General features: G+C 62.0%; 25 protein-coding genes and 3 pseudogenes. 19 read left to right on the forward strand and 9 right to left on the reverse strand.

Annotated elements, in window-relative coordinates:
• Positions 1–128: 128 nt before the first annotated feature.
• From GGD63_RS13820 to GGD63_RS13845, 6 genes and pseudogenes are all read left to right on the forward strand, one after another.
• A complete protein-coding gene (locus GGD63_RS13820) occupies positions 129–656 on the forward strand; it encodes a hypothetical protein (RefSeq protein WP_183242773.1) in 528 nt (175 codons plus the stop codon).
• A gap of 204 nt (positions 657–860) precedes the next feature.
• Positions 861–1,040: a hypothetical protein gene (locus tag GGD63_RS13825; protein ID WP_183242775.1), complete on the forward strand. Its 180-nt coding sequence runs from the start codon at positions 861–863 to the stop codon at positions 1,038–1,040.
• 49 nt (positions 1,041–1,089) lie between these two features.
• Positions 1,090–1,317: a hypothetical protein gene (locus GGD63_RS13830; RefSeq protein WP_183242777.1), complete on the forward strand. Its 228-nt coding sequence runs from the start codon at positions 1,090–1,092 to the stop codon at positions 1,315–1,317.
• Positions 1,318–1,449: 132 nt separating this feature from the next.
• Positions 1,450–1,927: pseudogene (locus GGD63_RS13835) on the forward strand (cyclic nucleotide-binding domain-containing protein).
• Between the two features lie 343 nt (positions 1,928–2,270).
• Positions 2,271–3,242: a dienelactone hydrolase family protein gene (locus tag GGD63_RS13840; RefSeq protein WP_183242779.1), complete on the forward strand. Its 972-nt coding sequence runs from the start codon at positions 2,271–2,273 to the stop codon at positions 3,240–3,242.
• A gap of 357 nt (positions 3,243–3,599) precedes the next feature.
• Positions 3,600–4,343, forward strand: coding sequence for a protein-L-isoaspartate(D-aspartate) O-methyltransferase (locus tag GGD63_RS13845; RefSeq protein WP_183242781.1), 744 nt, complete (start codon positions 3,600–3,602; stop codon positions 4,341–4,343).
• Between the two features lie 215 nt (positions 4,344–4,558).
• Here the strand turns inward: GGD63_RS13845 and GGD63_RS40585 are convergent, their stop codons facing one another.
• Complete coding sequence (locus tag GGD63_RS40585) at positions 4,559–4,834, reverse strand: DUF1127 domain-containing protein (RefSeq protein ID WP_312013244.1); 276 nt, start codon at positions 4,832–4,834, stop codon at positions 4,559–4,561.
• Between the two features lie 1,001 nt (positions 4,835–5,835).
• Between GGD63_RS40585 and GGD63_RS13855 the strand changes: the two genes are divergently transcribed.
• Together GGD63_RS13855 and GGD63_RS13860 are read left to right on the forward strand one after the other, a co-directional pair.
• Positions 5,836–6,291, forward strand: coding sequence for an alpha/beta hydrolase (locus GGD63_RS13855; protein ID WP_312013246.1), 456 nt, complete (start codon positions 5,836–5,838; stop codon positions 6,289–6,291).
• Positions 6,292–6,508: 217 nt separating this feature from the next.
• Entirely contained in the window at positions 6,509–7,435 is a 927-nt protein-coding gene (locus GGD63_RS13860) for a dienelactone hydrolase family protein (RefSeq protein ID WP_183242785.1), read from the forward strand.
• 3 nt (positions 7,436–7,438) lie between these two features.
• On the opposite strand, the pseudogene GGD63_RS13865 reads toward GGD63_RS13860, so the two are convergent.
• The 3 genes and pseudogenes from GGD63_RS13865 to GGD63_RS13875 form a co-directional block, all read right to left on the reverse strand.
• Positions 7,439–7,852: pseudogene (locus GGD63_RS13865) on the reverse strand (transposase); the annotation flags it as partial.
• A 39-nt stretch (positions 7,853–7,891) separates the two neighbouring features.
• Positions 7,892–8,287 (reverse strand): annotated as a pseudogene (locus GGD63_RS13870) (tyrosine-type recombinase/integrase); the annotation flags it as partial.
• Between the two features lie 84 nt (positions 8,288–8,371).
• The gene (locus tag GGD63_RS13875; RefSeq protein WP_183242787.1) at positions 8,372–9,253 is read right to left on the reverse strand and encodes a LysR family transcriptional regulator; all 882 of its coding nucleotides are present in this window, start codon (positions 9,251–9,253) and stop codon (positions 8,372–8,374) included.
• Positions 9,254–9,403: 150 nt separating this feature from the next.
• Between GGD63_RS13875 and GGD63_RS13880 the strand changes: the two genes are divergently transcribed.
• Positions 9,404–10,051, forward strand: a complete 648-nt coding sequence (locus tag GGD63_RS13880; RefSeq protein ID WP_183242789.1) for a hydrolase — start codon at positions 9,404–9,406, stop codon at positions 10,049–10,051.
• 417 nt (positions 10,052–10,468) lie between these two features.
• On the opposite strand, the gene GGD63_RS13885 is transcribed toward GGD63_RS13880, so the two are convergent.
• On the reverse strand, positions 10,469–10,840 hold the full coding sequence (locus tag GGD63_RS13885; RefSeq protein ID WP_183243079.1) for a helix-turn-helix domain-containing protein: 372 nt from the start codon (positions 10,838–10,840) through the stop codon (positions 10,469–10,471).
• A 148-nt stretch (positions 10,841–10,988) separates the two neighbouring features.
• Between GGD63_RS13885 and GGD63_RS13890 the strand changes: the two genes are divergently transcribed.
• Positions 10,989–11,723 carry an SDR family NAD(P)-dependent oxidoreductase gene (locus GGD63_RS13890; protein ID WP_183242792.1) on the forward strand — a complete coding sequence of 245 codons (735 nt, stop codon included), beginning with the start codon at positions 10,989–10,991 and terminating at the stop codon, positions 11,721–11,723.
• Positions 11,724–11,788: 65 nt separating this feature from the next.
• Here the strand turns inward: GGD63_RS13890 and GGD63_RS13895 are convergent, their stop codons facing one another.
• Positions 11,789–12,673, reverse strand: a complete 885-nt coding sequence (locus GGD63_RS13895) for an amidohydrolase family protein (protein ID WP_183242794.1) — start codon at positions 12,671–12,673, stop codon at positions 11,789–11,791.
• Between the two features lie 342 nt (positions 12,674–13,015).
• Between GGD63_RS13895 and ykgO the strand changes: the two genes are divergently transcribed.
• The 3 genes from ykgO to GGD63_RS13910 all read left to right on the forward strand — a co-directional run bounded on the left by ykgO (position 13,016) and on the right by GGD63_RS13910 (position 14,282).
• The gene (gene ykgO / locus GGD63_RS13900; protein WP_006611362.1) at positions 13,016–13,141 is read left to right on the forward strand and encodes a type B 50S ribosomal protein L36; all 126 of its coding nucleotides are present in this window, start codon (positions 13,016–13,018) and stop codon (positions 13,139–13,141) included.
• Positions 13,142–13,250: 109 nt separating this feature from the next.
• Positions 13,251–13,892 (forward strand): tetratricopeptide repeat protein, encoded by a 642-nt coding sequence (locus tag GGD63_RS13905; RefSeq protein WP_183242796.1) that lies wholly within the window; start codon positions 13,251–13,253, stop codon positions 13,890–13,892.
• Between the two features lie 123 nt (positions 13,893–14,015).
• Entirely contained in the window at positions 14,016–14,282 is a 267-nt protein-coding gene (locus GGD63_RS13910; RefSeq protein ID WP_183242798.1) for a hypothetical protein, read from the forward strand.
• On the opposite strand, the gene GGD63_RS13915 is transcribed toward GGD63_RS13910, so the two are convergent.
• Positions 14,279–14,461 (reverse strand): hypothetical protein, encoded by a 183-nt coding sequence (locus GGD63_RS13915; RefSeq protein WP_018648440.1) that lies wholly within the window; start codon positions 14,459–14,461, stop codon positions 14,279–14,281. The genes GGD63_RS13910 and GGD63_RS13915 overlap by 4 nt on opposite strands.
• 328 nt (positions 14,462–14,789) lie before the next feature.
• On the opposite strand from GGD63_RS13915, the gene GGD63_RS13920 reads away from it, so the two are divergent.
• Positions 14,790–15,746, forward strand: coding sequence for an alpha/beta fold hydrolase (locus tag GGD63_RS13920; RefSeq protein ID WP_183242800.1), 957 nt, complete (start codon positions 14,790–14,792; stop codon positions 15,744–15,746).
• A 117-nt stretch (positions 15,747–15,863) separates the two neighbouring features.
• On the opposite strand, the gene cycA is transcribed toward GGD63_RS13920, so the two are convergent.
• Positions 15,864–16,274 carry a cytochrome c-550 CycA gene (gene cycA, locus GGD63_RS13925; protein WP_183242802.1) on the reverse strand — a complete coding sequence of 137 codons (411 nt, stop codon included), beginning with the start codon at positions 16,272–16,274 and terminating at the stop codon, positions 15,864–15,866.
• 229 nt (positions 16,275–16,503) lie between these two features.
• Here cycA and GGD63_RS13930 point away from each other — a divergent pair, with 229 nt between their 5' ends.
• Entirely contained in the window at positions 16,504–17,997 is a 1,494-nt protein-coding gene (locus GGD63_RS13930) for an FAD-linked oxidase C-terminal domain-containing protein (protein ID WP_183242804.1), read from the forward strand.
• A 53-nt stretch (positions 17,998–18,050) separates the two neighbouring features.
• On the opposite strand, the gene GGD63_RS13935 is transcribed toward GGD63_RS13930, so the two are convergent.
• Positions 18,051–18,374 (reverse strand): putative quinol monooxygenase, encoded by a 324-nt coding sequence (locus GGD63_RS13935; protein WP_246785471.1) that lies wholly within the window; start codon positions 18,372–18,374, stop codon positions 18,051–18,053.
• 235 nt (positions 18,375–18,609) lie between these two features.
• Between GGD63_RS13935 and GGD63_RS13940 the strand changes: the two genes are divergently transcribed.
• The 4 genes from GGD63_RS13940 (at position 18,610) to GGD63_RS13955 (ending at position 23,055) form a co-directional block, all read left to right on the forward strand.
• On the forward strand, positions 18,610–19,848 hold the full coding sequence (locus tag GGD63_RS13940; RefSeq protein WP_183242808.1) for an FAD-binding protein: 1,239 nt from the start codon (positions 18,610–18,612) through the stop codon (positions 19,846–19,848).
• Entirely contained in the window at positions 19,845–21,170 is a 1,326-nt protein-coding gene (gene glcF / locus GGD63_RS13945; protein ID WP_183242810.1) for a glycolate oxidase subunit GlcF, read from the forward strand. The genes GGD63_RS13940 and glcF overlap by 4 nt, the downstream gene beginning before the upstream one ends.
• Before the next feature lie 84 nt (positions 21,171–21,254).
• Positions 21,255–21,635, forward strand: a complete 381-nt coding sequence (locus GGD63_RS40125; protein ID WP_246785472.1) for a histone — start codon at positions 21,255–21,257, stop codon at positions 21,633–21,635.
• A 406-nt stretch (positions 21,636–22,041) separates the two neighbouring features.
• Positions 22,042–23,055, forward strand: a complete 1,014-nt coding sequence (locus GGD63_RS13955; protein WP_183242814.1) for a TorF family putative porin — start codon at positions 22,042–22,044, stop codon at positions 23,053–23,055.
• Positions 23,056–23,067: the final 12 nt, after the last annotated feature.

Below are 23,067 nucleotides of genomic sequence, written 5' to 3' on the forward strand. Positions count from 1 at the left end.
CGGGTCGCGACCAGTCCTGGCGTCTGAGGCGGGCGCTGGCGGAAATGCGGTTGAGCGATCTCTTGTGCGGCGCTAAGCTATCGCCGTGATGGCGACGGGACTGCCGGCGGAGCGTTCGAGTGCGTCAAATGATATCGCAACCGGATAGCGTGACACCTGCCGCGGCAGCCCGTGTGGTTGCAAATCGACTGGCGTTGCAATGCCTGGGGTTGCTGCTCGCGACGAAGATGTGCTTGGCCGGCATCCTCAGTCCCGCAGACCTGAAGCGAGTTGAAGATCTCAGGCCAATGTTCGCAGGCTTGATGGCGGACCTCGTCCAAACTTCCAAGCGGACCGACATACCCGCTGCGGACGCAGATTGCGTTAAAGCCACGGTCCAAAATCTCGCGGAGATTTCTCAAGAGCTTTCCAGTTTCGAATATCTGATTACGATCGAGAAGGAATTGACGAGCGTTGGCGACAACGACCCGACCCGCGATGTGGTGAAATTTGCCATCGAGCAGTCGACCAATATTCTGACCAGCCAGCGCAGAAAGATCGCGCAACTTCCCGATCAGTGCGCGAGGTCAGCTCTGGCCTTGGCCAAGTCCCAGCAAGCAGTGCAGGTTATCGACGCGACAACCGGGATCTTGAGTTCCATTCGTTCCCGGCTTTGAGGCGTCTGCGGGCTGGCCGCAATCTCCTCCGCAATATCCGCGAGAGTGGACGCCTATTCGAGCCGACGGCCGAGCCCCAACGCGCCGCCCGTCCCGCTCGGTAGTTCCTGTGACTCAAATCACGGTCCAAACAAACCGCCCGCGGTACTCCTGAGACCACCAGATGAGAGGGGATGGCCCCTCGTTGGCAAGCGGGAGACACAAATGACTGAGCGCAGCAATCGAGACCGTAGGGAACTGGACGACCGTGAATTGGAATCCGTGTGCGGCGGCTTCATCAATGACGGAGGCTGCATCGGTCCGTGGATTGTGGATGGAAAGATCACGACCCATCAGCCGGCCGGACCGAACCCCTGGTTGCCAGGTGGCATCTTCCACCGCTGAGAACTTCAAACGCTTTCATCAACACTTCTTCTGAAGAGGAGCGACCAACATGCTGAACCTGGAACATGCAAAATCGGAAATCATCGAACTGAACGATGCGGAGCTCGAAACAGTCGTCGGCGGCAACTGGCTCGGCGACGCCTTCCGCGCAATCGGCGGCGCCATCAAGGACGCCGTCCTGTGGGTCGGCGGCTTCATCGCTGGCGGCTTGCAGGGCCCGGGAAACCTGCGCGGCCCGTTTGGTCCAGGGTCGGGGCCGGGGCAGCCGCCTCTCTGAGCTTGATTTTTTCCTGAGCTGCTCGCAATTGGAGGTCGCCGCGTTCGGCGGCCTCCTTCATTTTTGGCTACGCGCAAGCCGTGCCGGAACGACGCCTTGATTGCCGTTGAAGCAGCGGCGTATAGTATTCTCATGGCTGTCAGCTCGCCCGATCTGAAAGCGTTCTTGCTTGCGACACCGTTTTTCGGCGGCCTTTCAGATACGAGTCTCGACTTGTTGCTCTCCATGCTGGTCGAGCGCAGGGTCCAGGCAGGCCAGATCGTTATCGCTGAAGGCGATCCCGGACGTTCGATGTTTGTCGTCCATTCAGGAGAGCTTGAGGTACGCCGGCAAGGACTTTCAGGCGAGCTCATTCACACGGCTGATCTCGAGCCAGGGGATTTCTTCGGCGAGATGACCCTGATCCAAATGCAAAATCGATCGGCCACGGTCATGGCAACGACGCCAGCCGTGCTGTACGAGCTGACAGCCAAGAGCCTGTACGCCTATTACAAGGCTGACATGCACGCCTATGTCATAGTGCTTCAAAATGTAAAACCGCGAGCTCTGTCGTCGCCTCCGTCGCGCAGATGAACATGTGGCGGAGCTGCTGCACCAGCTACGTCAATGAACGCGCGCCGATCGCGGGACTTGCAACCAGATCGGGCACGACGTCCCACCAGTGGAACTAACCCCCCGATGCGAACTCGCGTCACTCGAAGCACAAGCGCGCGTCGGTGCGCTCGTTTATACGGAAGTTCGCCTCTTGGCCCGAATGCGAAGTTCGGGCGGCGTCCTCAGTTGTCGGCTTATCGGGGTAGACCGGAAGCAACCGGCGGACCTTCCAAACGGCGCTCATGACCCAACTCGGACGTTGGCGCAGTAAGCTTGTCGCGACGCAGCATCATCGTTTTGCGTGGAGGGTTCCACTAGCCCATGATAGGGTCCGCTATGTCGGTTGGTGGGAGGGAGCAATGTGGAGGAATGCAGCGGGTATCATTGCGGGCTTGATGCTCTTTATGCCAATGGCGCATGCTCAGTTTGCTCGGCAGGACTTCATTCCGATACCGATTGAGGACATGACGGAGGCGGAATTCCTGACTGGGCAAAAGGGCAGGATCGTTACAGTCGCAGGGGCGCTCCGTCTCCCGAAAATCGGTGCGAAACTTCCCGTAGTTGTGTTGCTGCACGGTGGGAGCGGCATCGGGGGATCCAAGAACTATGTCGAAGTGTGGGCATCCGTTCTGAACACGGCCGGGTATGGTACGTTCACGGTGGACAGCTTCACCGGACGCGGCGCCTTTTTGCCTGCTGATGTGCGCATTCCGTTCGGAAAGGTTGCCCCGATCCCGCGGACTATAGACGCGTACCGCGCGCTCCAGGTTCTCGCGAAGCATCCGGGCGTCGATCCGACTCGGATCGTCCTCATGGGATTTTCGCACGGCAGTCATGCTGCCCTCTACGGCAATACCGAACGCTTCCAAAAGCAATATGGCTCGCCCGATCTCGAGTACGCGGCATACATTTCTGTGTACGGTATCTGTATTACCAAATTTCGCGGTGACGAGGGTCTGACGAAGCCACTTCTCATGCTGCACGGGGTCGCTGACGATTGGCTGCCGATCAGCAAGTGCCGCGAGTATGCAGCGCGGCTGCAGAAAGCCGGACGAAAGGTGAGCCTCATCGAGTACGCGGACGCACGTCATGCGTTCGACGCGCCGTTCCTCCCTGCCGAGGTCAAGGTTCCTGATGGCAACTCGGTCATCGACTGCTCGCTCGAAGAGGGCGAGAATGGAGTCATCTTGAACGCCGTCTCGAAGCAGCCCCTCACGCCGGAAGACCCGTGCGTGCGCAAAGGCCCGACGGCAGGCTACAACGAAGCAGCGATGAAGAAGGCGCATGAGGACGTGAAAGCGTTCCTCTTAGAGGTGTTCGCACAAAAATAGCCGGGGTTGAATGGGCCACGCCCTGCGAGGAACCATGGAGGCAGCTTGGTCTGTTGTTGGCCCGTTTGAGACCTTCCGACCGGCACTGAGGACGTCTGCTCACCAGGACTGGCCGGAAGTCAACGTGGCAGGGCCAAACCGACGCGAATGATCCGCAACGGACATTAGGTGAGGAACCCCGGTTGGGAGCAGTGAGGCGGCAATGCGTGTCCTGCCAGATGCAGTGATGGATCGTGACCGCTGGAGGACCCATGACTGTCATTCGCCGGACGCCGTGTTTCGCTGAGGTGATGCGTCGAATCGGCTCATTGCGGTCGAGCGGTCGACGTGAGCCCATTACGTCTCGGAGAGCGCACGATGAAAGCCTTGCTGCCGCTCGTGTTTGCCATGGTCGTCGTGGCCCGGGAAGCGACCGCTCAGGACGCACCAAAGGACGCGCAATGCGTCCGCGAGCGCGCCGCCATGGTCGAAACCATCCGGGCATACGCCCGATCCGCCGCCAGTGCCTTGGGACAGCAAGGCCTGTCGGAGGGTGTCCTTGAGGCCATGGAGCAAACGAAACGCCATCTGTTCATCCCCGAGCAACCTTGCTCCATCGCATACGCGGACAGACCGATGCCGATCGGCCTCGGGCAGACCATATCGCAGCCGTACATCGTGGCTTTGATGACCCAGTTGGTCGAGGTCGCGCCCGATCACGTTGTGCTGGAAGTGGGGACGGGTTCGGGCTATCAGGCCGCCGTCCTTGCCCATCTGGCGCGAAAGGTCTGCACCATCGAGATCATCCCGCAATTGGCCGAGACCGCCGCGAAAACATTAAGAGACCTTGCGTATGACAACGTGAGCGTCAAGCTTGGCGACGGATACGATGGCTGGCCCGAATGCGGTCCTTTTGACGCCATCGTCGTGACTGCCGCGCTCGGGCAGCCACCGCCGCCCCTGATTGAACAGCTTAAAGTAGGTGGCCGGCTCGTTATGCCGGTGGGACCCGGTTACACCACTCAACAGCTCACGGTCATCGAAAAAATCGCCCCCGACAAGACGACGACGCGCGCCGTCGCACTCGTGCGCTTTGTCCCCTTTACGCGTTCACAAAACTAAGCTCGCCAACGTTCCGTTGTCGCTGAGCCGGAATTTGGGGCGTCGAGGTGCCTGGCGCCTTGCCGCGAAATGGGCACGTTTGGAGCGGCGGCAATTGGCCATCGGCCAAGTGGCGGCCCTGAGGTCTTCGCATGTTGACCCATATCGGAAGTCGGCTCGTGCGAAATCGTGCACACGGCTCGTGTTCAGTCTCGGGCATCCATCGGCGCCGGATATCAGACGTTCCATCCTTCGGAGCAGATCCCACGTGGATCGATAACTCTGTTCGAGGCGACGTAGTCGATCTCGCCGCGCGAAGTGCCGATGTCCAGTAGCTCCCTGTCACTTAAGTCATGCAAGGTCGCCCGTAACCTCTGGCGTTCGAGCCGCTCATGATACGCACTCAAACATCTCTTGAAAAAGCTGGAGACGCGCCGCGTCACTGCTGCGGTCTGTCTCGACCCTATTGCACCATAGGTCGTGCTCATCGCAGCACCTCCCACTGGTCGCATTCCTGTTGAGATGAAAAGCCCGCGCTCAATATTAGCGCGGGGATGATCCTACGTTCGAACTTGAAACAGGCGTGTGAAGCCGTTCACACCCCGCGCCGCTTCGCTTAGCGTCGGCGGTCGCATTAGAATGGGAAAGCCGCAATGATTGGAGGGCGCAGTATCCGCTAACCATCATCCTCCGCGGGAGGCTCCGCGGAATCGAGGGCTTTACAGAAAATGACGGCTTCTGTGAAGGGTTTCGGATGCCGGCCGCATGAGGGGCGGCGCGGCGCATTCGGCGGCCGGCGTCCGAAAGCCTCCAAAGGAGGAAACCGCGCTGGGGGGACGTAGGACGATGCCGCGTGATCGAGCTAAGTCGCGTCAAACAACCTTCAGACGATCCGGAAGATCGCCTATGGGGATTAATGTTTGGCGGCACCTGTACTTTCAAGAGCTTGGTCGTAGCAAAAATACTACACCACACAATCTAAACGCGAGGACATCGAAATTCGAATCCCATGAGGCAAACTGATCTCTAGTGATCTGGAAAGCTCCCGGAGCTATCTGAGCCGAGACTGTTTCGAGTTGCTCGTCAAGAGCATCACCGCATCAGTTACTCTGCTTGCTTCGAGATTCCTGGACTGGGTGCAATTAGGGCGACGGGCATACAATCACGGTCGAGAATGCCGGGTTCGGGTTGGCTCTTGTGCAATGGTTGGTGCTCCGCCACGAACTTCCAGATCAGCACCTCCTCGATCATCGGATCATCGCCAGCTACGGGCCAATTGCCTCGTTCGTCACGATGAGCTGTCGCCCATGCTTCGCCGTGTCTTGTTTCGCCAGCCGCGGCGTTCTACCGCGCGAGCGGTTTAGTCCATTGACCCAAAGCGGACATGAGCAGCTGGGGCCTCGCCACACTAACCCATGAGCTTCTCGCCGCTCAGTTGCACTGCTTGGCCGTTAACCGTAAGCTACCCAGCGGGCTAGGCTTGAGGGAAGCCATGGTTGTCGAGACGCGCTATGTGACCAGCGGCGACGTCTTCGTCGCGTATCAAATATCCGGACAGGACGGTCCGGACTTGCTCATGACGCCGGGCTTTGTATCGCATCTCGAGCAGGCGTGGGAGAATCCCAACATCGCGCGCTTCCTCAACGACCTCGGCTCGTTCTCGCGACTGATCCGATTCGACAAACGCGGCACGGGTCTCAGTGATCGTGGTGTCGGTGTCCCGCATCTCGATGAAAGGATCGACGATATCCGCGCCGTGCTCGACGCCGCGGGTTCTAAGAGGGCCTATTTGTTCGGTGTCTCCGAGGGTGGGCCGATGTCTATCCTGTTCACGGCGACCTATCCTGGGCGGGTCGCTGGTCTCATCCTGTTCGGCACGTATGCGCGCACAGTGGGCGCCTCCGTCAAGGACGGGCCGAGCTTAAGGGTCTCGCCGAGCCCATGCGCCTATTCGCAGCCATCTGAATGAGATTCGGTGTCGCCGGAAGTCGCCCGGCGTAGCCATCGTCGATGGCTTGTGACCCCGAGCAGACATTCGGTCACCATTTTTGCGCCGACTGCCCAACGTGGAGGCTGAGCTGCAATACCGCATAACGCAATCAGAGCCACCAGTCAGCGAATTTATCAATAGCCGCCGACCGCATAGTTGTAAGTGCGTACCTGAGGCAAACAATCTGGGAGGGGCGATGCCTGCACTCAATGACTTGGTGGCGCGCACGGAATTGCGCCCGTTCGAAAGCCTAACACTGACGGATCAACAGTTTCTGACAGGCGACAAGAACGGAAAGGCCGTTACGCTCGCCGGCGAGTTGCGGCTGCCGCGAGGCGCTTCGGACCGCTTGCCGGCGGTCATCCTCGTACATGGGTCGGGAGGCACGGGGTCTCGCGAGGAATTCTGGGCGAAGTACTTCAATGAGATGGGGATCGCGTCCTTCGTAATCGACAGCTTCTCCGGACGTGGTTTGGTCGACGTAAATCCCGATCAGGAACAACTCGGACGGTTCAACATGGTGCTAGATGTGTACCGGGCCTACGACGTGCTCATCGGTCATCCCAGGATCGACCCCGCACGCATCGTACCGATGGGGTTCTCACGCGGCGGACAAGCCGTGCTCGCTGCCAGTTTTACGCGCTTCCAGCAGACCTGGCATCCAGGCATCGAATTTGCGGCGTACATTCCGTTTTATGCGTCATGCAGTATCGCGATCATCGGCGACACCGAAGTCAGCACGGTGCCCATCCGGCAGTTCCATGGCACGGCAGACGACTACAACCCGGTAGCTCCTTGCCGTTCCTATTTCGAACGCCTCCGCGCCACCGGCAAGGATGCCAAGCTGATCGAATTCCCGGACGCACACCACGTCTTCGATAATCCGCTCGCACCGAAGACACCGACCGTATTGAAGGGGGCGCAGACTGTACGTGCGTGTAAGTTGAAGGAAGAGCCTCTCGGCATCATCATCAATGTCGAGACCGGCCAGCCGTTTACGTACGCGGACCCTTGCGTACAGACCGATCCTCACATCGGCTACAACGAAACCGCCGCAGCTGCGGCCCGCGAGGCGGTGAAGGGACTCCTGCAAACAGTGTTCAGGCTCCAACGAGACCCCTAGTAAGGCTTCGAGGTCTGGAATTGTGAAGGGGTTGTCGGCGCAAGCGCCTTTGGCGAACAGGCCGTAGTGGCGGATGCGATGCAAGCCCTTGGGCAGCACGTGGATGAGGAAGCGGCGGGTGAACTCGAAGGTGGCGAGCGTCATGCGCTTGTAGCGATCGCGCCCCTTGATGCGATAGTCCTTCCATCTGAAGGTGACGCCCTGCTGGTCGCAGGCGATCAAGCGGCTGTTGGCGATGGCGACGCGATGGGTGTAGCGCGACAGATAAGCCAGTACCGCCTCGGGCCCGCCGAACGGCCGCTTGGCGTAGACAACCCATTCCGCCTTGCGCAGCGGTGCGAGACAAGCCGCGAAGGATTGCGCCTCGGCGAGATGGGCGTGATCGCCGAAGAAGCTCAGGCGGCCGGCTTGGTGCGCCCTCCACCAGGCGCGCAGCAACTCGAGCAGGCTCGGCTACAGCATGATGTTGCGGTCCTTGCCGCCCTTGCCCTGCTCGACGCGGATGACCATGCGCTTGCTGTCGATGTCGGCGACCTTGAGCGACACCACCTCGGCAGCGCGCAGGCCGGCGCCATAGGCCACGCTCAGCGCCGCCTTGTACTTCAGCGCCGGCGCGGCAGCGAGCAGCCGCGCCACCTCCTCGACGCTGAGCACCACCGGCAGCTTGCGCGGCTCGTGAATGACATGGGTGTGCTCGACAATCTCGCGGCGCTTCAGCGTGACCTTGAAAAAGAACCGCAGGGTCGAGACGGTCTGATTGATGGTCGGCACGCCAACGCCGCTCGCCGCCAGATGCAGCTGGTAGCGCCGCACGTCCTCGAAGCTCGCCGTATCGGGCGAACGCCCGAGAAACGCCACAGCAGCCTACCGCGCGAGCGGTTTAGTCCTCTGACCCAAAGCGGATTCATGGGCACGAGAAGTGCGGAAGCACGAATCTCACGCGAGGTACGGATTGTCTCCGAGACATTCGATCAGCAATTCGGTCAGGACCCGCACTTTCCGTGAGGGATGCTGGCCCGGCGGACGGACGACGTATGCGCCCGCCGACGGCGGTGGATGGTGTGTCATGATTGGAACGAGAGCGCCGGAGGCCACGAAGTCGTTGATGACACAATCGGGGAGCCAGGCGATGCCGAGTCCTGCTGCCGCAGCCACGGCGAGAGCCGTGCCGTTGTCCGCCTTAAAACGCCCTTGCGGGTGGACCGTGACGATCTTGTCGCCGTCCATCAGTTGCCAGGATTCGGTTCCCTGCATCAGGGCTTCGTGGGCGATGAGTTCGTCCAATGTCTCCGGGGCGCCGTGCGCTTTGATATATCCGGGGCTCGCGACAAGCTTGCCGGAGATCGGCCCAACGCGCCTGGCGATCAGATTGGAGTCCGGGAGATAGCCTACCCGGATGGCGCAATCAAATCCCTCAGTGATGAGATCGACGAAGCGATCACTATAAGCGGCATGGACGTGAAGTTGCGGGTGGCGTCGCGCCATTTCCGCGAGTACGGGAGCGAAGTGGGTCGGCCCGAAGGAAAGCGGCACGGCAATTCGCAAACGACCTCGAAGTTCGCCGGCGGGCAGGATTGTTTCCTTGGCTGCGTCGATCTCGGCGCGCACTTTGGCTGCATGATCTCGAAACGTGATCCCTGCTTCTGTGAGAGCAGCGCCACGGGTTGTTCGTGCAAGCAGCTGGACGCCCAGTTCCGCTTCGAGCCGGAACAGCCGACGGCTGATGATCGACTTCGAGACGCCGAGTCGACGAGCGCCGGCCGAAACGCCGCCAGCATCAGCAACTTCGACGAATGCAATCAGGTCTTCGACGTCCAATTCGGCGTTCCCCATTCTGCGACACAGCTTGGCACAATAGAGCGCTATCGTATCGCAAACGGGAATGACAGTGTTCGTGCTCTCAGGTTGCGCGGCAGTTCGGCGCATGCCTCGCGCAAACCACTCACAACTACAGCAAAGGATCTGTTGATGAGCTTTCGTAATGGGCTTGCTTCGCTTCTTCGTCCCCAAGACTCGGTACTTGTTTTGATCGACCACCAGCCTTACCAACTCGCGAACGTGAACAGCCACGAACCGCAGATGGTGATCAACAACACCGCGGGTTTGGCAAAGGCCGCCAAGGCATTCGGCGTTCCGACCATCCTGACGACCGTCATCGCAGAGCGGGGCGGCCTGCTCTTTCCCCAGATCACCGATGTGTTCCCCGGACAGGAGGTCATCGACCGGACGTTGATCAACACCTGGGAGGACCGGAAGGTGGTGGACGCGGTCAAGGCGACGGGCCGCAAGCAGCTGATCATCGCTGGCCTGTGGACCGAGGTGTGCGTCGCGATGCCGACGATCCAGGCTCTCGGTGAGGGCTGGGATGTCACTGTCATCACCGACGCGTGCGGAGCCGTTTCGGTCGAGGCCCACCAGGTCGCCATCCAGCGCATGATCGCGGCCGGCGCCAACATGATGACCTGGATGGCGTTGGCGGCCGAATGGCAGCGCGACTGGGCCCGGACCGAACAGGCCGTCAAGCTGACGGAAGTGATTACGCAGCACGCCGGCGGTAGTGGCATCGCGTTCCTGTGGGAGCAGCAGCTGCTCAACACGCCCGTGCCGACCACTTAAAGAGATCGAACCGGGGATGACGAGAAACCCGAACGATGCGTCGCGAAAGCTGACCGTCTATCGGGCCTCGTCATCCCCATCTACGGTGAGTTCGGGCCATATCTTGGATGCAGGTCATCGCGATCGACGAGCCGGGGATGCGGCACGCAGCGAGACCAGATCCCCTCACCCGGATCGCATCTTCGATGCGACATAGCCGAAGCTTCGCTTCGGCGTTCCTTTGAGAAAGGCCGCCAAGGGCGGCCTATGCCTCTCCCTACGGGCGAGGTAAATCGAGCCCTGAGCCCACATCGATTCAACCAAATCTCATCCCGCTCTAAAGCATGATCCGGAAAAGTGCGAAGCGGTTTTCCGGAAAGATCATGCGCAAACAACAACCTAAAGTGCGATGACGATTCATCCAAATCTCATCGCGCTTTAGACAGTCGGCTGACGTCCTCGCCGCGTCCAGGTCGCCCTTTCGGCGAACACCCGGCTGACCTCCGCCATGTGCTCCGTGCCCCACGCGCAGAGCGGCACGAGGGCCTGGGCGAGGCTGTGACCCAAAGGGGTGAGGCTATAGTCCACCCGCGGCGGCACCTCCTTGTGGTCGGTCCGCTTCACGAGACCATCGGCCTCCAGCTCCTTCAACTGCTGGATCAGCACCTTGTCGCTGACGTCGCGTATGGCGCGCCGGAGCTCGCCGTAACGGGTCGGTCCGTCCTGGGCGAGGAAGTACAGGATCAGCGGCTTCCACTTCCCGGCGATGACCCGCAGGGTCGCATCGAGGCCGCAGGTGAAGCCGGGCAAAGTCGGCGTGCAACTCTGGACCGGGGGTGGGGTCTGTGTCGGCGGAAAGGTCGGCTCTGACATTTTTTCGGTACTTACCAAAAGGTGCATACTTGTCGATAAGTGGGTAGGCCGCCAGCTCAGTGCAACCTCAATGAAGGAGCACATCATGAGCAGACTAAAGGGCAAGACGGCAGTGGTGACCGGTGGCGGAACCGGCATCGGACTTGGAGCGGCGAAACGGTTCGTCGACGAAGGCGCGTTCGTCTATCTGTTCGGGCGGCGGCAGGAGCCGCTCGACGCCGCCGTTGCCCAGCTGGGCCCCTCGGCGCGCGCCGTCAGGGGCTCGGTGACGGATCTGTCCGATCTCGATCGGCTGTATGCGGCGGTCAAGGCCGAACGAGGCAGGGTCGACGTTCTCTTTGCCAACGCCGGGACCGGAGCTTTTGCGCCGCTCGGTGAGATCACGGTCGAGCACTACGATCAGATCTTCGACGTCAACGTGAAGGGGCTGGTGTTCACGGTGCAGAAGGCCCTGCCGTTGATGACGAAGGGGTCGTCGATCATTCTCACTGGTTCGAGCACGGGTGTGATGGGCACGCCGCAGTTCAGCATCTACAGCGCGACCAAGGCCGCGATCCGCAATCTGGCGCGCAGCTGGGCGCAGGACCTGCGCGGCACCGGCATCCGCGTCAATGTGCTGTCTCCGGGACCGACCAAGACCGAGCTGGCACTGGAGGTCGTCGGCGAGGAAGCGTTCAATGCGCTCGGAAGCGGCACGCCGATCGGGCGTGTGGGCAATCCCTCCGAGACAGGGGCGGTGGCTGCGTTCCTGGCGTCCTCGGACAGCAGCTACATGACCGGCGGCGAGGTCTTCGTCGATGGAGGCCTAGCGCAGGTCTGAGTGAGCGTGAGGGCTTCGATCAACGGGATCGAAGCCCTCAACGCGCGGCTACAATGAGGACGCGCCTAGATCCCCAGCAACTTCCTCGCATTCGCCTTCAACACCTTCGGCCGGATCTCGTCGCGGATATCGATCTTGGCGAAGTCGGACAGCCAGCGGTCCGGCGTGATCACCGGCCAGTCCGAGCCGAACAGCATTTTGTCCTGCAGGATCGAGTTGATGTAGCGCACCAGGATCGGCGGGAAATACTTCGGCGACCAGCCCGAGAGATCGATGTAAACGTTGGGCTTGTGGGTCGCGACCGACAGCGCCTCTTCCTGCCAGGGGAAGGAGGGGTGGGCGAGGATGATCTTGAGGTCGGGGAAATCGGCCGCGACGTCGTCCATGTACATCGGGTTGGAATATTTCAGCCGCATGCCCATGCCGCCGGGCATGCCCGAGCCGACGCCGGTCTGGCCGGTGTGAAACAGCGCGATCGCGCCGCCATTGTTGATCTCTTCATAGAGCGGATAGGCTATGCGGTCGTTGGCGTAGAAGCCCTGCATGGTCGGGTGGAATTTGAAGCCGCGCACGCCGTATTCCTCGATCAGCTTGCGCGCCTCGCGTGCCCCGAGCTTGCCTTTGTGCGGATCGATCGAGACGAAGGGGATGAGGACATCGAGATGGTCGGAGGCGACCTCCAGCATCTCGTAATTGTTGTAGCGGCGGAAGCCGGTCTCGCGCTCGGCATCGACAGGGAAGATCACCGCGGCGATGTTCTTGGAGCGATAGTAGGCCGCGGTCTCCGGCACGGTCGGCGGATGCTTGTTCGGCGACTTGAAGTACTCCGCCATCTGCGCCTGGAAGTCGTCATAGCCGTCGTCGGGATGGCAGCCGCAGGGCTCCTCGGCATGGGTGTGGATGTCGATGGCGACGACATCGTCGATATTGGGCAGCTTCAGCTTCGGCATTGGTTTCCTCCCGACGGGTTGTCAAATTGATTATATGATATAACGAATTTGGCAAGGCGTCGCTGGGGGCAAAACCGCAACCGGCAAAAGTCTTTGCTGTGCACGACCTCTGGCTGGGTAGATCGGGCCGATCCGGCCGTTTCTACTGTGCATGGGGTTGTTTTCACCATTTTGCTGGGCCGGAACCGGGCGGTTAACATTGACATCACCTCCCGCCATGCCTTAAGAACCGCCCCGTCCCGGGCGGTCGGTCCGCCAGCGGGAAAGATCTCATTTTGCCACATTCGCGCGTGCCGAAACGGTAGTGCCGAACACGGCCTTTCGAACGTTCAGGATTCTGCCATGAAGGTCCGTAACTCGTTGAAGTCGCTGCGCGGTCGCCATCGCGCCAACCGCCTGGTCCGCCGCAAGGGCAGGGTCTACGTGATCAACAAGGTGCAGCGCCGCTTCAAGGCTCGCCAGGGCTGATCTCTGCCCTGCCGGTCGCCTTCGCGCGCCCCCGCAAGACCACGGTCTCACACGAGTTTGACGCCGCCTTTGCTTTGCAAGGGCGGCTTTGCGCGTTTAGACTTTCACCATGGCAGTGAGATTCCCTTTCGTGCGCACGCTGTGCCTGGCTCTGGTTCTGGGAGCCTCAGGTCTCGCTCCGGCCCTGGCGCAGCAGATTGAGCCGCCGCCCCCGCCCGGCAAGCAGAAGAAGCTTCCGGAGGCGCCGTCCAAGCTGCCCAAGGTCGACCGCAGCAAGAATCTCGATTTCCTGTTTGGCGCGCTGAAGGCGGCGCCTGACGAGGTCAGCGCCAAGCATGTCGAGGCGCGGATCTGGGCGATCTGGCTCCAGACCCCGAGCGACACCGCGGCGCTTCTGATGTCGCGGGCCAAGACCGCGGTCGACGCGCAGAAGATCGAGATCGCGATCAAGCTGCTGGATTCGGTGATCAAGCTCAGGCCCGATTACATCGAGGCCTGGAACCGGCGCGCCACGCTCTATTACATGCAGAACGATTACGGCCGCTCGCTCGCCGACATCCGCGAGGTGCTGATCCGGGAGCCCCGCCATTTCGGCGCGCTCGCCGGCCTCGGTATGATCATGCAGGAGGTCGGCGACGAGAAGCGTGCGCTCGAGGCCTACCGCAAGGCGCTCGCCGTCAATCCGCACCTCGAGAAGATCCCCGATCAGGTCAAGGCGCTGACCGAGAAGGTCGAAGGCCGCGACATCTAGCCTCGAACTCGATCATTTCTTGAGTGAATGCGGCGCCCGCGGATTAACCACAATGGCAAGCGCGGCGTTTTGGCTCTATTGCCGGCACCGCCACAGGCTTACCTGCATTGCAGGAGCAAAGCCATGAAGCGTTTGATCTTTGCGGGTAGCTTGCTGCTCGCGTCGGGAACGATGAGTTTTGCCGACGGACTGTTCTGGGTGGTAGGCAATCGCGCCACCGGCAAATGCGACATCGTGACCAGCAACCCGGTCATCATCGGCGATATCTGGTTCGGCGACGGTCCCTACAAGTCCATGGCCGATGCCAAGCTTGCGCGCTCGACGATTCGCGCCTGTCCCGCGCCCGCCCCCGACGAGGAAAAGGCCGAGGACAGTACGAACCAGGACTAATGCAGCACGCTGCCGCCGCGCTCGGCGAGGCCGCGATCGGCAGCCGCGGCGTAGGCCTTGGCAAGCTCCGCCTCGAGATGCTCATTGATCAGGAGCAGCGCCCGCACGGCACCGCGCAGGTCGCCGTTGCAGCTCGCGACAATCTCGTCGATCGCAGTGTCGTTCGATCTGAAGCTCATCGAAAATCCTCCGGTTCAAACCAGGACAAATCCTGCCGGTCTTTCCCGCAATCCCCGGGGTTGCGAGGAGGATCGGCGCCCACCCGGGCCTAAATGACGGAACCGACCATGGCGATTATATGGAAGCCGCGATGACGACCGCATGAAGCTGTTCCGAAGCTTCCGTGCCATCTTGAAATGCCTTGATTCCATTGATCTTTTCAGGTCGGCAATTATGCACATATCCACAGCCCCTCTTTTCCGGTGGAAGTGTTGAAATGCCCCGGGCGAAACTGCCACGTGCCGTATTCGTAATTGTGAAGTGCCCTGGATCGCCCGGATTGTCTCCATGATCGTGATGTCAATCGTGACGGCGCTGGTCCTGCTGGCGCTGGTCACGCAGGCCGGCATCATTGCCGTGCAGCGCGCCTTTCCGCCGCAGGGCGGCATGATCGAGGTCGACGGCGCTGTGCTTCACGTCGTCGACATCGGTCCGCGCGAGGCCGGCCTGCCGATCGTGATGCTGCACGGCGCGAGCTCCAACCTCGAAGCGATGCGGCGTCCGCTCGGCGACCTCCTCGCTCAGGATCATCGCGTGATCCTGGTCGACCGTCCCGGCCACGGCTGGAGCACGCGTGCGCGGCGGCAGGATTCGACGCCGCAGGTTCAGGCGCGGATGATCGACGAGGCGCTTCAAAAGCTCGGGATCGAGCGCGCGGTCTTCGTGGTGCACTCCTGGAGCGGCGCGCTGGGCGCGCGCCTCGCACTCGATCATGCGGGCCGGGTCGCCGGCCTCGTGATGCTGGCGCCCGTCACCCATCCCTGGCGCGGCGGCGTCGGCCGCTACAACGAGCTCATCGCAACGCCCATCGTCGGCGCGCTGCTCGCCTATACCATCACGCTGCCGCTCGGTTATTTCGTCGCCGAGTCCGGGGCGCGCAACGTGTTCTTGCCGCAAGTTATGCCGGATGGTTTTGTGCAGGACTCCGCGACCCCGCTGTTGCTGCGCCCGCGCGAGTTCATCGCCAATGCCTATGATCTGGTGACGCTGAAAGAGTCCGTGGCCGCGCAAGTCGCGCGCTATGGCGAGATCAAGGCGCTGGTCACGATCATCGCCGGCGAGCCCGACAAGACGGTGAAAACCGGCATCCACGCGCGCCCGTTTGCCGCGACGGTGCCGAATGCGAAGCTGATCGTGCTGCCCGATCTCGGCCACATGGTGCAGAACGCCGTGCCGGATCTGGTGAAGACGGAGATCGAGACGATGATCGGGAAAATCGTCCCGGCGCAGGCGGCCGCCGACTAAAGCGTTTCGAGCGCAGTGGACGCTGGTTCGCGTGAAGAAAACGCGTCAAAACAAGAAGCCCGAGCTTCGGTTCTGACTCAATCAGAACCGAAGCCCGGGCGGCCGTCGTTTGCGCGCTTACTGCTTGATCTTGCCGTCCTTGTCGAACTGCGAGATGAAGGTCCAGAGATTGTTGATCTCGGTCTCGTTCTTGATGCCGGCGAACGCCATCTTCGTGCCGGGGATCTTGGCCTTGGGGTCCTTGATGTACTCCTTGAACGTGGCTTCGTCCCAAGTGATGCCGGAATTCTTGTTCGCATCCGAATAGCTGTAGTCCGGCGCAGTTCCCGACTTGCGGCCGTTGAGACCGTTGAGCTCGGGGCCGACCTTGTTCTTGGCGCCTTCGCCGATGGCGTGGCAGGCCAGGCACTTGTTGAACGACGTCTTGCCCGCGGCGGCGTCCTGCGCCATCGCTTTGGAAGATATGGCGGTGGACGCTGCGGCAGTCATGGCGAGGCCAACCAGCGCGCCGAAAGTCAGTTTTGTCATAAGGGTGCTCTTCGTCTCTTCCCGGGTCAGATGGAGGGTCGTGGTTTTGGCAGGTCCGGTGCAAGTGGACAAGCCGCGAAACTTTGACAGGTTTCCTGATAGCAGACTTGCCCCAGAGAGAACTTGCGCTGCAACAAAGCAATGCGACCTTTGGAGGACCTACCCAAAGACGGCAAGACATGATTGATTTGCCGGGACAATTCCATCCGTTGGACGAAGGCTTCTTAAAATGGCCATCATGATGCCCGCAAGCGACCAGGCAGTGCTGGCGCGTCGCAGCGAGATCGTCGCCGCCTTGCGCGCAATCGTATCAGGCGAAGGCGTGATCGACAGTGCCGCCGAGATGCGGGCCTATGAATCCGACGGGCTGACCGCCTATCGGCAGCCGCCGATGGTCGTGGTGCTGCCCGATACGACCGAGCAGGTCTCGCTGGTCCTGAAATATTGTGCCGCGCAGGGTATCAAGGTGGTGCCGCGCGGCTCCGGCACTTCCCTGTCCGGCGGCGCGCTGCCGCTGGAAGACGGCGTGCTGCTGGGGCTCGGCAAGTTCAAGCGCATCCGCGAGATCGATTTCGACAATCGCGTCGTCGTCACCGAGCCCGGCGTCACCAACCTCGCGATCAGCCAGGCGGTCGCACATGCCGGCTTCTATTACGCGCCGGATCCGTCCTCCCAGATCGCCTGCTCGATCGGCGGCAATGTCGCGGAGAACTCCGGCGGCGTGCACTGCCTGAAATACGGCATGACCACCAACAACGTGCTCGGCTGCGAAATTGTCCTGATGAGCGGCGAGATCCTTCGCATCGGCGGCAAAGGGTGTGAGAACGCCGGCTACGATCTGATGGGCGTCATCACCGGCTCGGAAGGCCTGCTCGGCGTCATCACCGAGATCACGGTGCGCATCCTACAAAAGCCGGAGACCGCGCGCGCGCTGATGGTCGGTTTTGCGCAGGTCGAGGCGGCCGGCGAATGCGTCGCGCGCATCATCGGCGCCGGCATCATTCCCGGCGGCATGGAGATGATGGACAAGCCCGCGATCCACGCCGCCGAAGCTTTCGTCCATGCCGGCTATCCGCTCGATGTCGAAGCGCTGCTGATCATCGAGCTCGACGGGCCCAAGATCGAGGTCGACGAGCTCATTGCCCGCGTCGAGACCATCGCGAATGCCTGCGGCTCGACCACCTGCCAGATCTCGACCTCGGAGGCGGAGCGCAATCTGTTCTGGGCCGGCCGCAAAGCCGCATTCCCCGCCGTCGGTCGCATCTCGCCAGACTATCTCTGCATGGACGGCACGATCCCCCGCGGTGCGCTGCCGAAGGCGCTGGCGCGCATCCGCGAGCTCTCGGAAAAATACCAGCTCGGCTGCGCCAACGTGTTCCACGCCGGCGACGGCAATCTGCACCCGCTGATCCTCTACGATGCCAACAAGCCCGGTGAGATCGAGCGCGCCGAAGCGTTCGGCGCCGACATCCTGCGCGCCTGCGTCGAGTTCGGCGGCGTGCTGACGGGTGAGCACGGCGTCGGCATCGAGAAGCGCGACCTCATGCCCGACATGTTCACCGAGATCGACCTGAACCAGCAGCAGCGCCTGAAATGCGCCTTCGACGCGCAGGGCCTGCTCAATCCCGGAAAAGTGTTTCCGACCCTGCACCGCTGCGCCGAGCTCGGCCGCATGCATGTGCATGCGGGGAAGCTGGCGTTTCCGGACATTCCGCGGTTCTGACAGCCGTGGTGACGGTGCACCTTCTCCCGCAAGGGGAGAAGGAAGAAGACCACTCACAGCAGTCCGTACTGCGCCCGCTCGCGCTTTGCCAGCAGCGGCAGCGCCTGGCCGGCGATCCAGGTCTTGAAATGCGCGCTCTCCTGGTGCGCCTTGAAAGCGGCCTCGTCGCGGAACAGCTCGTAGAACAGGAACTGGGCCGGATTGTCCTTGCCGCGCGAGATCAGGAACAGCTTGACGCCGTCCTCGCGCTGCGCTTCCGGCAGGAAGCGGTCGAGGATCCCTGCGACCTTGTCGGCCTCACCGGGCTTTGCTTCCCATTGCGCAACGACCAGAAGACCGCCGCCGCTGATTGCCTGATGGATGGCTTGTTGGTTCATCGCCTGCTCGTTCATGTCGGAACTCCGTTGGGAAGAGGACCATTCGATCAGTAGCGAAAGTCGGGCCGTGATGGTTCGATGATGATCGAAGCGCGGATGCGCCGCAGCGGGCTGCACAAGCCGGTACTCGCGCTTGCGCCGCGGGTTGAAGAGAAGACGAGGCCTCCGTGAGGATGAGGGATACGAGCCTTGGTCGAATTGATTTCCTGCGCGAATTTCGCTACCGCCTTTTCCCGTGGATACGCTCAGGGTCAGAGACGCCAAAGACGTCGAAGAGGTGGTGCGCGCGGCGATTGCCAACGAGCAGCCGCTCGAGATCATCGGCCATGGCTCCAAGCGCAGCATCGGCCACGCCATGGCGACCAACGCCGTGCTCGACATCTCTGCGCTGAATGCCGTCACCTCCTACGAGCCCAACGAGCTGATCGTGACGCTCCAGGCCGGGGCGCCGCTTGCCGACGTGCTGTCGCTGATCGATGCCAAGAACCAGCAATTCGCCTTCGAGCCGATGAACACCGCGCCGCTGCTCGGTACGCCGGTATCAGGCACCATCGGCGGCATGATCGCGGCCGGGCTTGCCGGGCCGCGGCGCATCCGGGCGGGCGGGGCGCGCGATCACCTGCTCGGCGCGCATGCCGTGTCCGGTTTCGGCGACAGCTTCAAGACCGGCGGCAAGGTGGTGAAGAACGTCACCGGCTACGACCTCTGCAAGCTGCTCGCGGGGTCCTGGGGCACGCTGTCGGTGATGACCGAGGTCACGCTGAAGGTGATGCCGAAGCCGGAGGCCGAGCGGACGCTGCTGCTGCGCGGGTTGGATGATGCCGCCGCCAACAAGGCGATGACCGCGGCGCTCGGCTCGCCCTTTGACGTCTCGGGTGCCGCGCATCTGCCGAAATCCGCGTTCCGGACCAGGGCCGACGGGCTTGGCGACATTGCAGGCGAGGGGGAGGCGCTGACCGCACTGCGGCTCGAGGGCATCACCGCCTCCGCCGCCCACCGCGCCGGCTCGCTGCGTGAATTGCTGGCGCCGTTCGGAACCGCAATCCTGATCGAGGACGCAGCGTCGTCCGCGCTGTGGGCGACGCTGCGCGACGTGCTGCCGTTCGCGGCCGGCGGTGCGCTGGGGGCCTGGCCGATCTGGCGGATCGTCTGCCCGCCGGCATCGGGTGCGGCGCTCGGGACGCAATTGGCGCGCGAGACCGGCGGCGACGTGATCTATGATTGGGGCGGCGGATTGATCTGGGCCGCATTGCCGCCGAAGGGCGACGCGCATGCCCCGGTCGTGCGTGCGTGCGCGAATGCGGTTGGGGGTCATGCCACGCTGATCCGGGCGACCGAGGATGTCAGGCGCGATGTCGATGTGTTCCATCCGCAGGCACCCGGCATCGCCGCCCTGAGCGAGCGGGTGCGCGCCAGTTTCGATCCGAAGACCATTCTCAACCGGGGACGCCTGAGCCGGGGCGCTGCGGCATGAAGACCGAATTCTCGCTGGCGCAGCTCGCCGATCCCGATCTCGCGGAAGCCGACAAGATCCTGCGCGCCTGCGTCCATTGCGGCTTCTGCACTGCAACCTGTCCGACCTATGTGCTGCTCGGCGACGAGCTCGATAGCCCCCGCGGCCGCATCTATCTGATCAAGGAGATGCTGGAGAAAGACCAGACCCCGACGGCCGAGGTGGTCAAGCATATCGACCGCTGCCTGTCGTGCCTGGCCTGCATGACGACTTGCCCCTCGGGGGTGAATTACATGCACCTCGTCGACCAGGCCCGGGTCAGGATCGAGCAGCGCTATCAGCGTCCGCTGGCCGAGCGGCTGCTGCGCCAGGTTCTGGCCTTCGTTCTGCCGGACCCGCAGCGCTTTCGCTGGAGCATGGTGCTGGCGCGGCTGGCCCGTCCGCTCGCCGTGTTCCTGCCGACGCCGCGGCCCTCGGCCACGCCCGGCCTGATCCAGCGCATCAAGGCGATGCTGGCGCTGGCCCCACATCGGCTGCCGTCACCGGGCCCCCTCCCGGGCAGCGTGTTCGCAGCCCTCGGCAAGAAGCGCGGCCGGGTCGCGCTGCTCCAGGGCTGTGCCCAGCAGGTACTGGCGCCGCGCATCAACCAGGCCGCCATCAGCCTGCTCACCCGTCACGGCATCGAGGTCGTCCTGGTCAGAGACGAGCAGTGCTGCGGAGCGCTGACCCATCACCTCGGCAACGACCACGATGCATTGGCGCGGGCGCGTGCCAACGTTGCGGCGTGGACCGCGGAGGCGGCCGGCGAGGGGCTCGACGCCATCCTGGTGACGACCTCCGGCTGCGGCACGGTCATCAAGGACTATGGCTATCTGCTGCGCGAGGACGCTGCGATTGCCGCCGATGCGGCGAAGGTGTCCGCGCTCGCCAAGGACATCACCGAATACGTCGCCGGCCTCAGCCTCGCGACGACTGCGCGAGGCGACAACAACATCGTCGTCGCCTATCACTCCGCATGTTCGTTGCAGCACGGACAGAAAATCACGGGGCTTCCGAAAGAATTGCTTTCCAAGAATGGATTCGTGGTGAAAGATGTACCCGAGAGCCATTTGTGTTGCGGTTCGGCGGGGACCTACAACATTCTCCAGCCCGAGCTTGCGGGCCGGTTGCGCGATCGCAAGGTCGCCAACATCGCGAGCGTCAAGCCGGACATGATTGCCGCGGGCAATATCGGCTGCATGGTGCAGATTGCCAGTGGCACGTCAGTTCCGGTCGTACACACGATTGAGCTTCTCGATTGGGCTACGGGCGGGTCGCGGCCGGCACTGAACGCGCAAGTTTGAGCTTTCAGAGCCTGAACTTTCCTCCCGAGGTGACGACTGAAGGCGCCCGATCGACCATTGTTCGGCGGCAACAGGAGGACCACGATGGCGAAAGCGAAGAAGAAGAAAAGCAAGAAGGCCAAAAAGGCCAAGAAGGCTGTAGCGGCGAAGAAGACCGCGAAGAAGGCGACGAAGAAGAAGGCAGCCAAGAAGTCCGCGAAGAAATCTGCCAAGAAATCTGCGAAGAAGGCCGCCCCGAAGAAGGCTGCCAAGAAGGCAGCAAAGAAGGTGGCGGCCAAGAAGGCTGCACCGAAGAAGGCCGCCAAGAAGACTGCAAAGAAAGCGGCACCGAAGAAGGCGAAGGCAGCTCCCGCGCCGAAGCCGTCAGCGCCGGCGGCAGCCCCGGCTCCCGAGCCTGTCGCCGAGACAAGCTGGGCGATGCCTTCGTCTTCTGCGGAACCGACGCCGGCCGAGGGGCAGGGCTAGGCCTAAGGCCTTTCTCGATCCCTTGGAATATCCGCAAGCAGAAAGGCCGTGGCGGTGACGCTGCGGCCTTTTTGCATCGCCGCATGGGAGGCGGATGCTGCCGCTTCTTTGAGGTCGGTTGATTCGTGGCGCCGGCACCACGAGGCCGAAGGGTATCCGTACTTGCACGGCCCCCTTGTGCACTATGGAGTGCAAATAATGTGATCGAGAAGCCACACAGGCCGACAACCTTTCGTGGAAACGTTAAAACGCCTAAAAAGTCGGCAGATGCCCGCGCTTTTTGCTTCACCGTTCGCATCCCTCGCTCCAGATTGTCGCAGTAACGCAATTTTGCAAATAGGTCGCACGACCCCGGGGGGCTTCCGGGATCCGACTGGTAAGTAAGAACGGGTAGATGGGGATCGAAATGAAAAAAGTGGCTTTGTTGGCAACGGCGCTGGCAATGGTGACGTCGGGTTCGGCTTTCGCGGCGGACATGGCGGTGAAGGCTAAGAAGGCCCCGCCGGTGGTTGCTTTCGATCCCTGGGATATCGCCTTCGGCGGCGCGATCATGAGCGACTACATCTTCCGCGGTATCACCCAGTCGAACCACAAACCATCGGTCGCGGCCTATTTCGAGCCGCGCTACAACGTCACCAAGGACCTCCAGCTCTATGTCGGCGTGGCCGGTGAGAGCATTTCCTTCCCGAACCGCGCTGCGGCCGAGATCGACGTCTACGGCGGTATCCGCCCGACCTTCGGTGCGTTCGCCTTCGACATCGGCGTGTGGGGCTACCTGTATCCGGGCGGAACCTGCTACTTCGGCGGCACCGGCATCGACAACGCCGGCGTCTTCCAGGGCGCCGATTGCGCCGAGAAGGCCCTGCTCAACACCAACGTGATCAAGAAGGACCTGAGCTTCTTCGAAGTCTACGGCAAGTTCACCTACACCGTGAACGACAACTGGTCGTTCGGCCTGAACGAATACTACACCCCGAGCTATCTGAACTCGGGCGCCTGGGGCAACTACACCTCGATCGTCGGCAAGTATACCGCGCCCAGCACGGTGTTCGGCTCGAGCGGCGTCGGCATGTATGTGTCGGGTGAGTTCGGCCGTCAGTGGCTCGGCACCTCCGACAGCTTCTACGGCGTGCCGGCTTTCCCGAACGGCATCAAATATGCCGATTACAACACCTGGAACATCGGCATCGGGTTCACCTACAAGGTCATGACGCTGGATCTGCGCTACTCCGATACGGACCTGTCGAAGGGTGACTGTAACGCCTTCACCAGCGATTTCTCGGCACGCGGCAACATCACGGCGTCGAGCGGCACCTTCGTGACCCCGATCAATCCGACGGGTGTCGGCTCCAACTGGTGCGGCGCGGCCGGCATCGCCAAGCTGTCGTTCGACCTGACGGCGATGACCAACCTGAAGTAAGTTTCTTCCGAG

It is taken from the genome of Bradyrhizobium sp. cir1, from assembly GCF_014198245.1.
Classification (GTDB): Bacteria; Pseudomonadota; Alphaproteobacteria; order Rhizobiales; family Xanthobacteraceae; genus Bradyrhizobium.

Coding starts and splice junctions, on each gene's coding strand:
- GGD63_RS13895 (WP_183242794.1), bottom strand. CDS start 12,673: ATGCCGAAGCTGAAGCTGCCCAATATCGACGATGTCGTCGCCATCGAC.
- GGD63_RS40125 (WP_246785472.1), top strand. CDS start 21,255: ATGGCGAAAGCGAAGAAGAAGAAAAGCAAGAAGGCCAAAAAGGCCAAG.
- GGD63_RS13930 (WP_183242804.1), top strand. CDS start 16,504: ATGGCCATCATGATGCCCGCAAGCGACCAGGCAGTGCTGGCGCGTCGC.
- GGD63_RS40585 (WP_312013244.1), bottom strand. CDS start 4,834: ATGCGACCAGTGGGAGGTGCTGCGATGAGCACGACCTATGGTGCAATA.
- GGD63_RS13840 (WP_183242779.1), top strand. CDS start 2,271: ATGTGGAGGAATGCAGCGGGTATCATTGCGGGCTTGATGCTCTTTATG.
- glcF (WP_183242810.1), top strand. CDS start 19,845: ATGAAGACCGAATTCTCGCTGGCGCAGCTCGCCGATCCCGATCTCGCG.
- GGD63_RS13830 (WP_183242777.1), top strand. CDS start 1,090: ATGCTGAACCTGGAACATGCAAAATCGGAAATCATCGAACTGAACGAT.
- GGD63_RS13820 (WP_183242773.1), top strand. CDS start 129: ATGATATCGCAACCGGATAGCGTGACACCTGCCGCGGCAGCCCGTGTG.
- GGD63_RS13915 (WP_018648440.1), bottom strand. CDS start 14,461: ATGAGCTTCAGATCGAACGACACTGCGATCGACGAGATTGTCGCGAGC.
- ykgO (WP_006611362.1), top strand. CDS start 13,016: ATGAAGGTCCGTAACTCGTTGAAGTCGCTGCGCGGTCGCCATCGCGCC.
- GGD63_RS13910 (WP_183242798.1), top strand. CDS start 14,016: ATGAAGCGTTTGATCTTTGCGGGTAGCTTGCTGCTCGCGTCGGGAACG.
- GGD63_RS13860 (WP_183242785.1), top strand. CDS start 6,509: ATGCCTGCACTCAATGACTTGGTGGCGCGCACGGAATTGCGCCCGTTC.
- GGD63_RS13955 (WP_183242814.1), top strand. CDS start 22,042: ATGAAAAAAGTGGCTTTGTTGGCAACGGCGCTGGCAATGGTGACGTCG.
- GGD63_RS13920 (WP_183242800.1), top strand. CDS start 14,790: ATGATCGTGATGTCAATCGTGACGGCGCTGGTCCTGCTGGCGCTGGTC.
- GGD63_RS13905 (WP_183242796.1), top strand. CDS start 13,251: ATGGCAGTGAGATTCCCTTTCGTGCGCACGCTGTGCCTGGCTCTGGTT.
- GGD63_RS13845 (WP_183242781.1), top strand. CDS start 3,600: ATGAAAGCCTTGCTGCCGCTCGTGTTTGCCATGGTCGTCGTGGCCCGG.
- GGD63_RS13825 (WP_183242775.1), top strand. CDS start 861: ATGACTGAGCGCAGCAATCGAGACCGTAGGGAACTGGACGACCGTGAA.
- GGD63_RS13880 (WP_183242789.1), top strand. CDS start 9,404: ATGAGCTTTCGTAATGGGCTTGCTTCGCTTCTTCGTCCCCAAGACTCG.
- GGD63_RS13890 (WP_183242792.1), top strand. CDS start 10,989: ATGAGCAGACTAAAGGGCAAGACGGCAGTGGTGACCGGTGGCGGAACC.
- GGD63_RS13935 (WP_246785471.1), bottom strand. CDS start 18,374: ATGAACCAACAAGCCATCCATCAGGCAATCAGCGGCGGCGGTCTTCTG.
- cycA (WP_183242802.1), bottom strand. CDS start 16,274: ATGACAAAACTGACTTTCGGCGCGCTGGTTGGCCTCGCCATGACTGCC.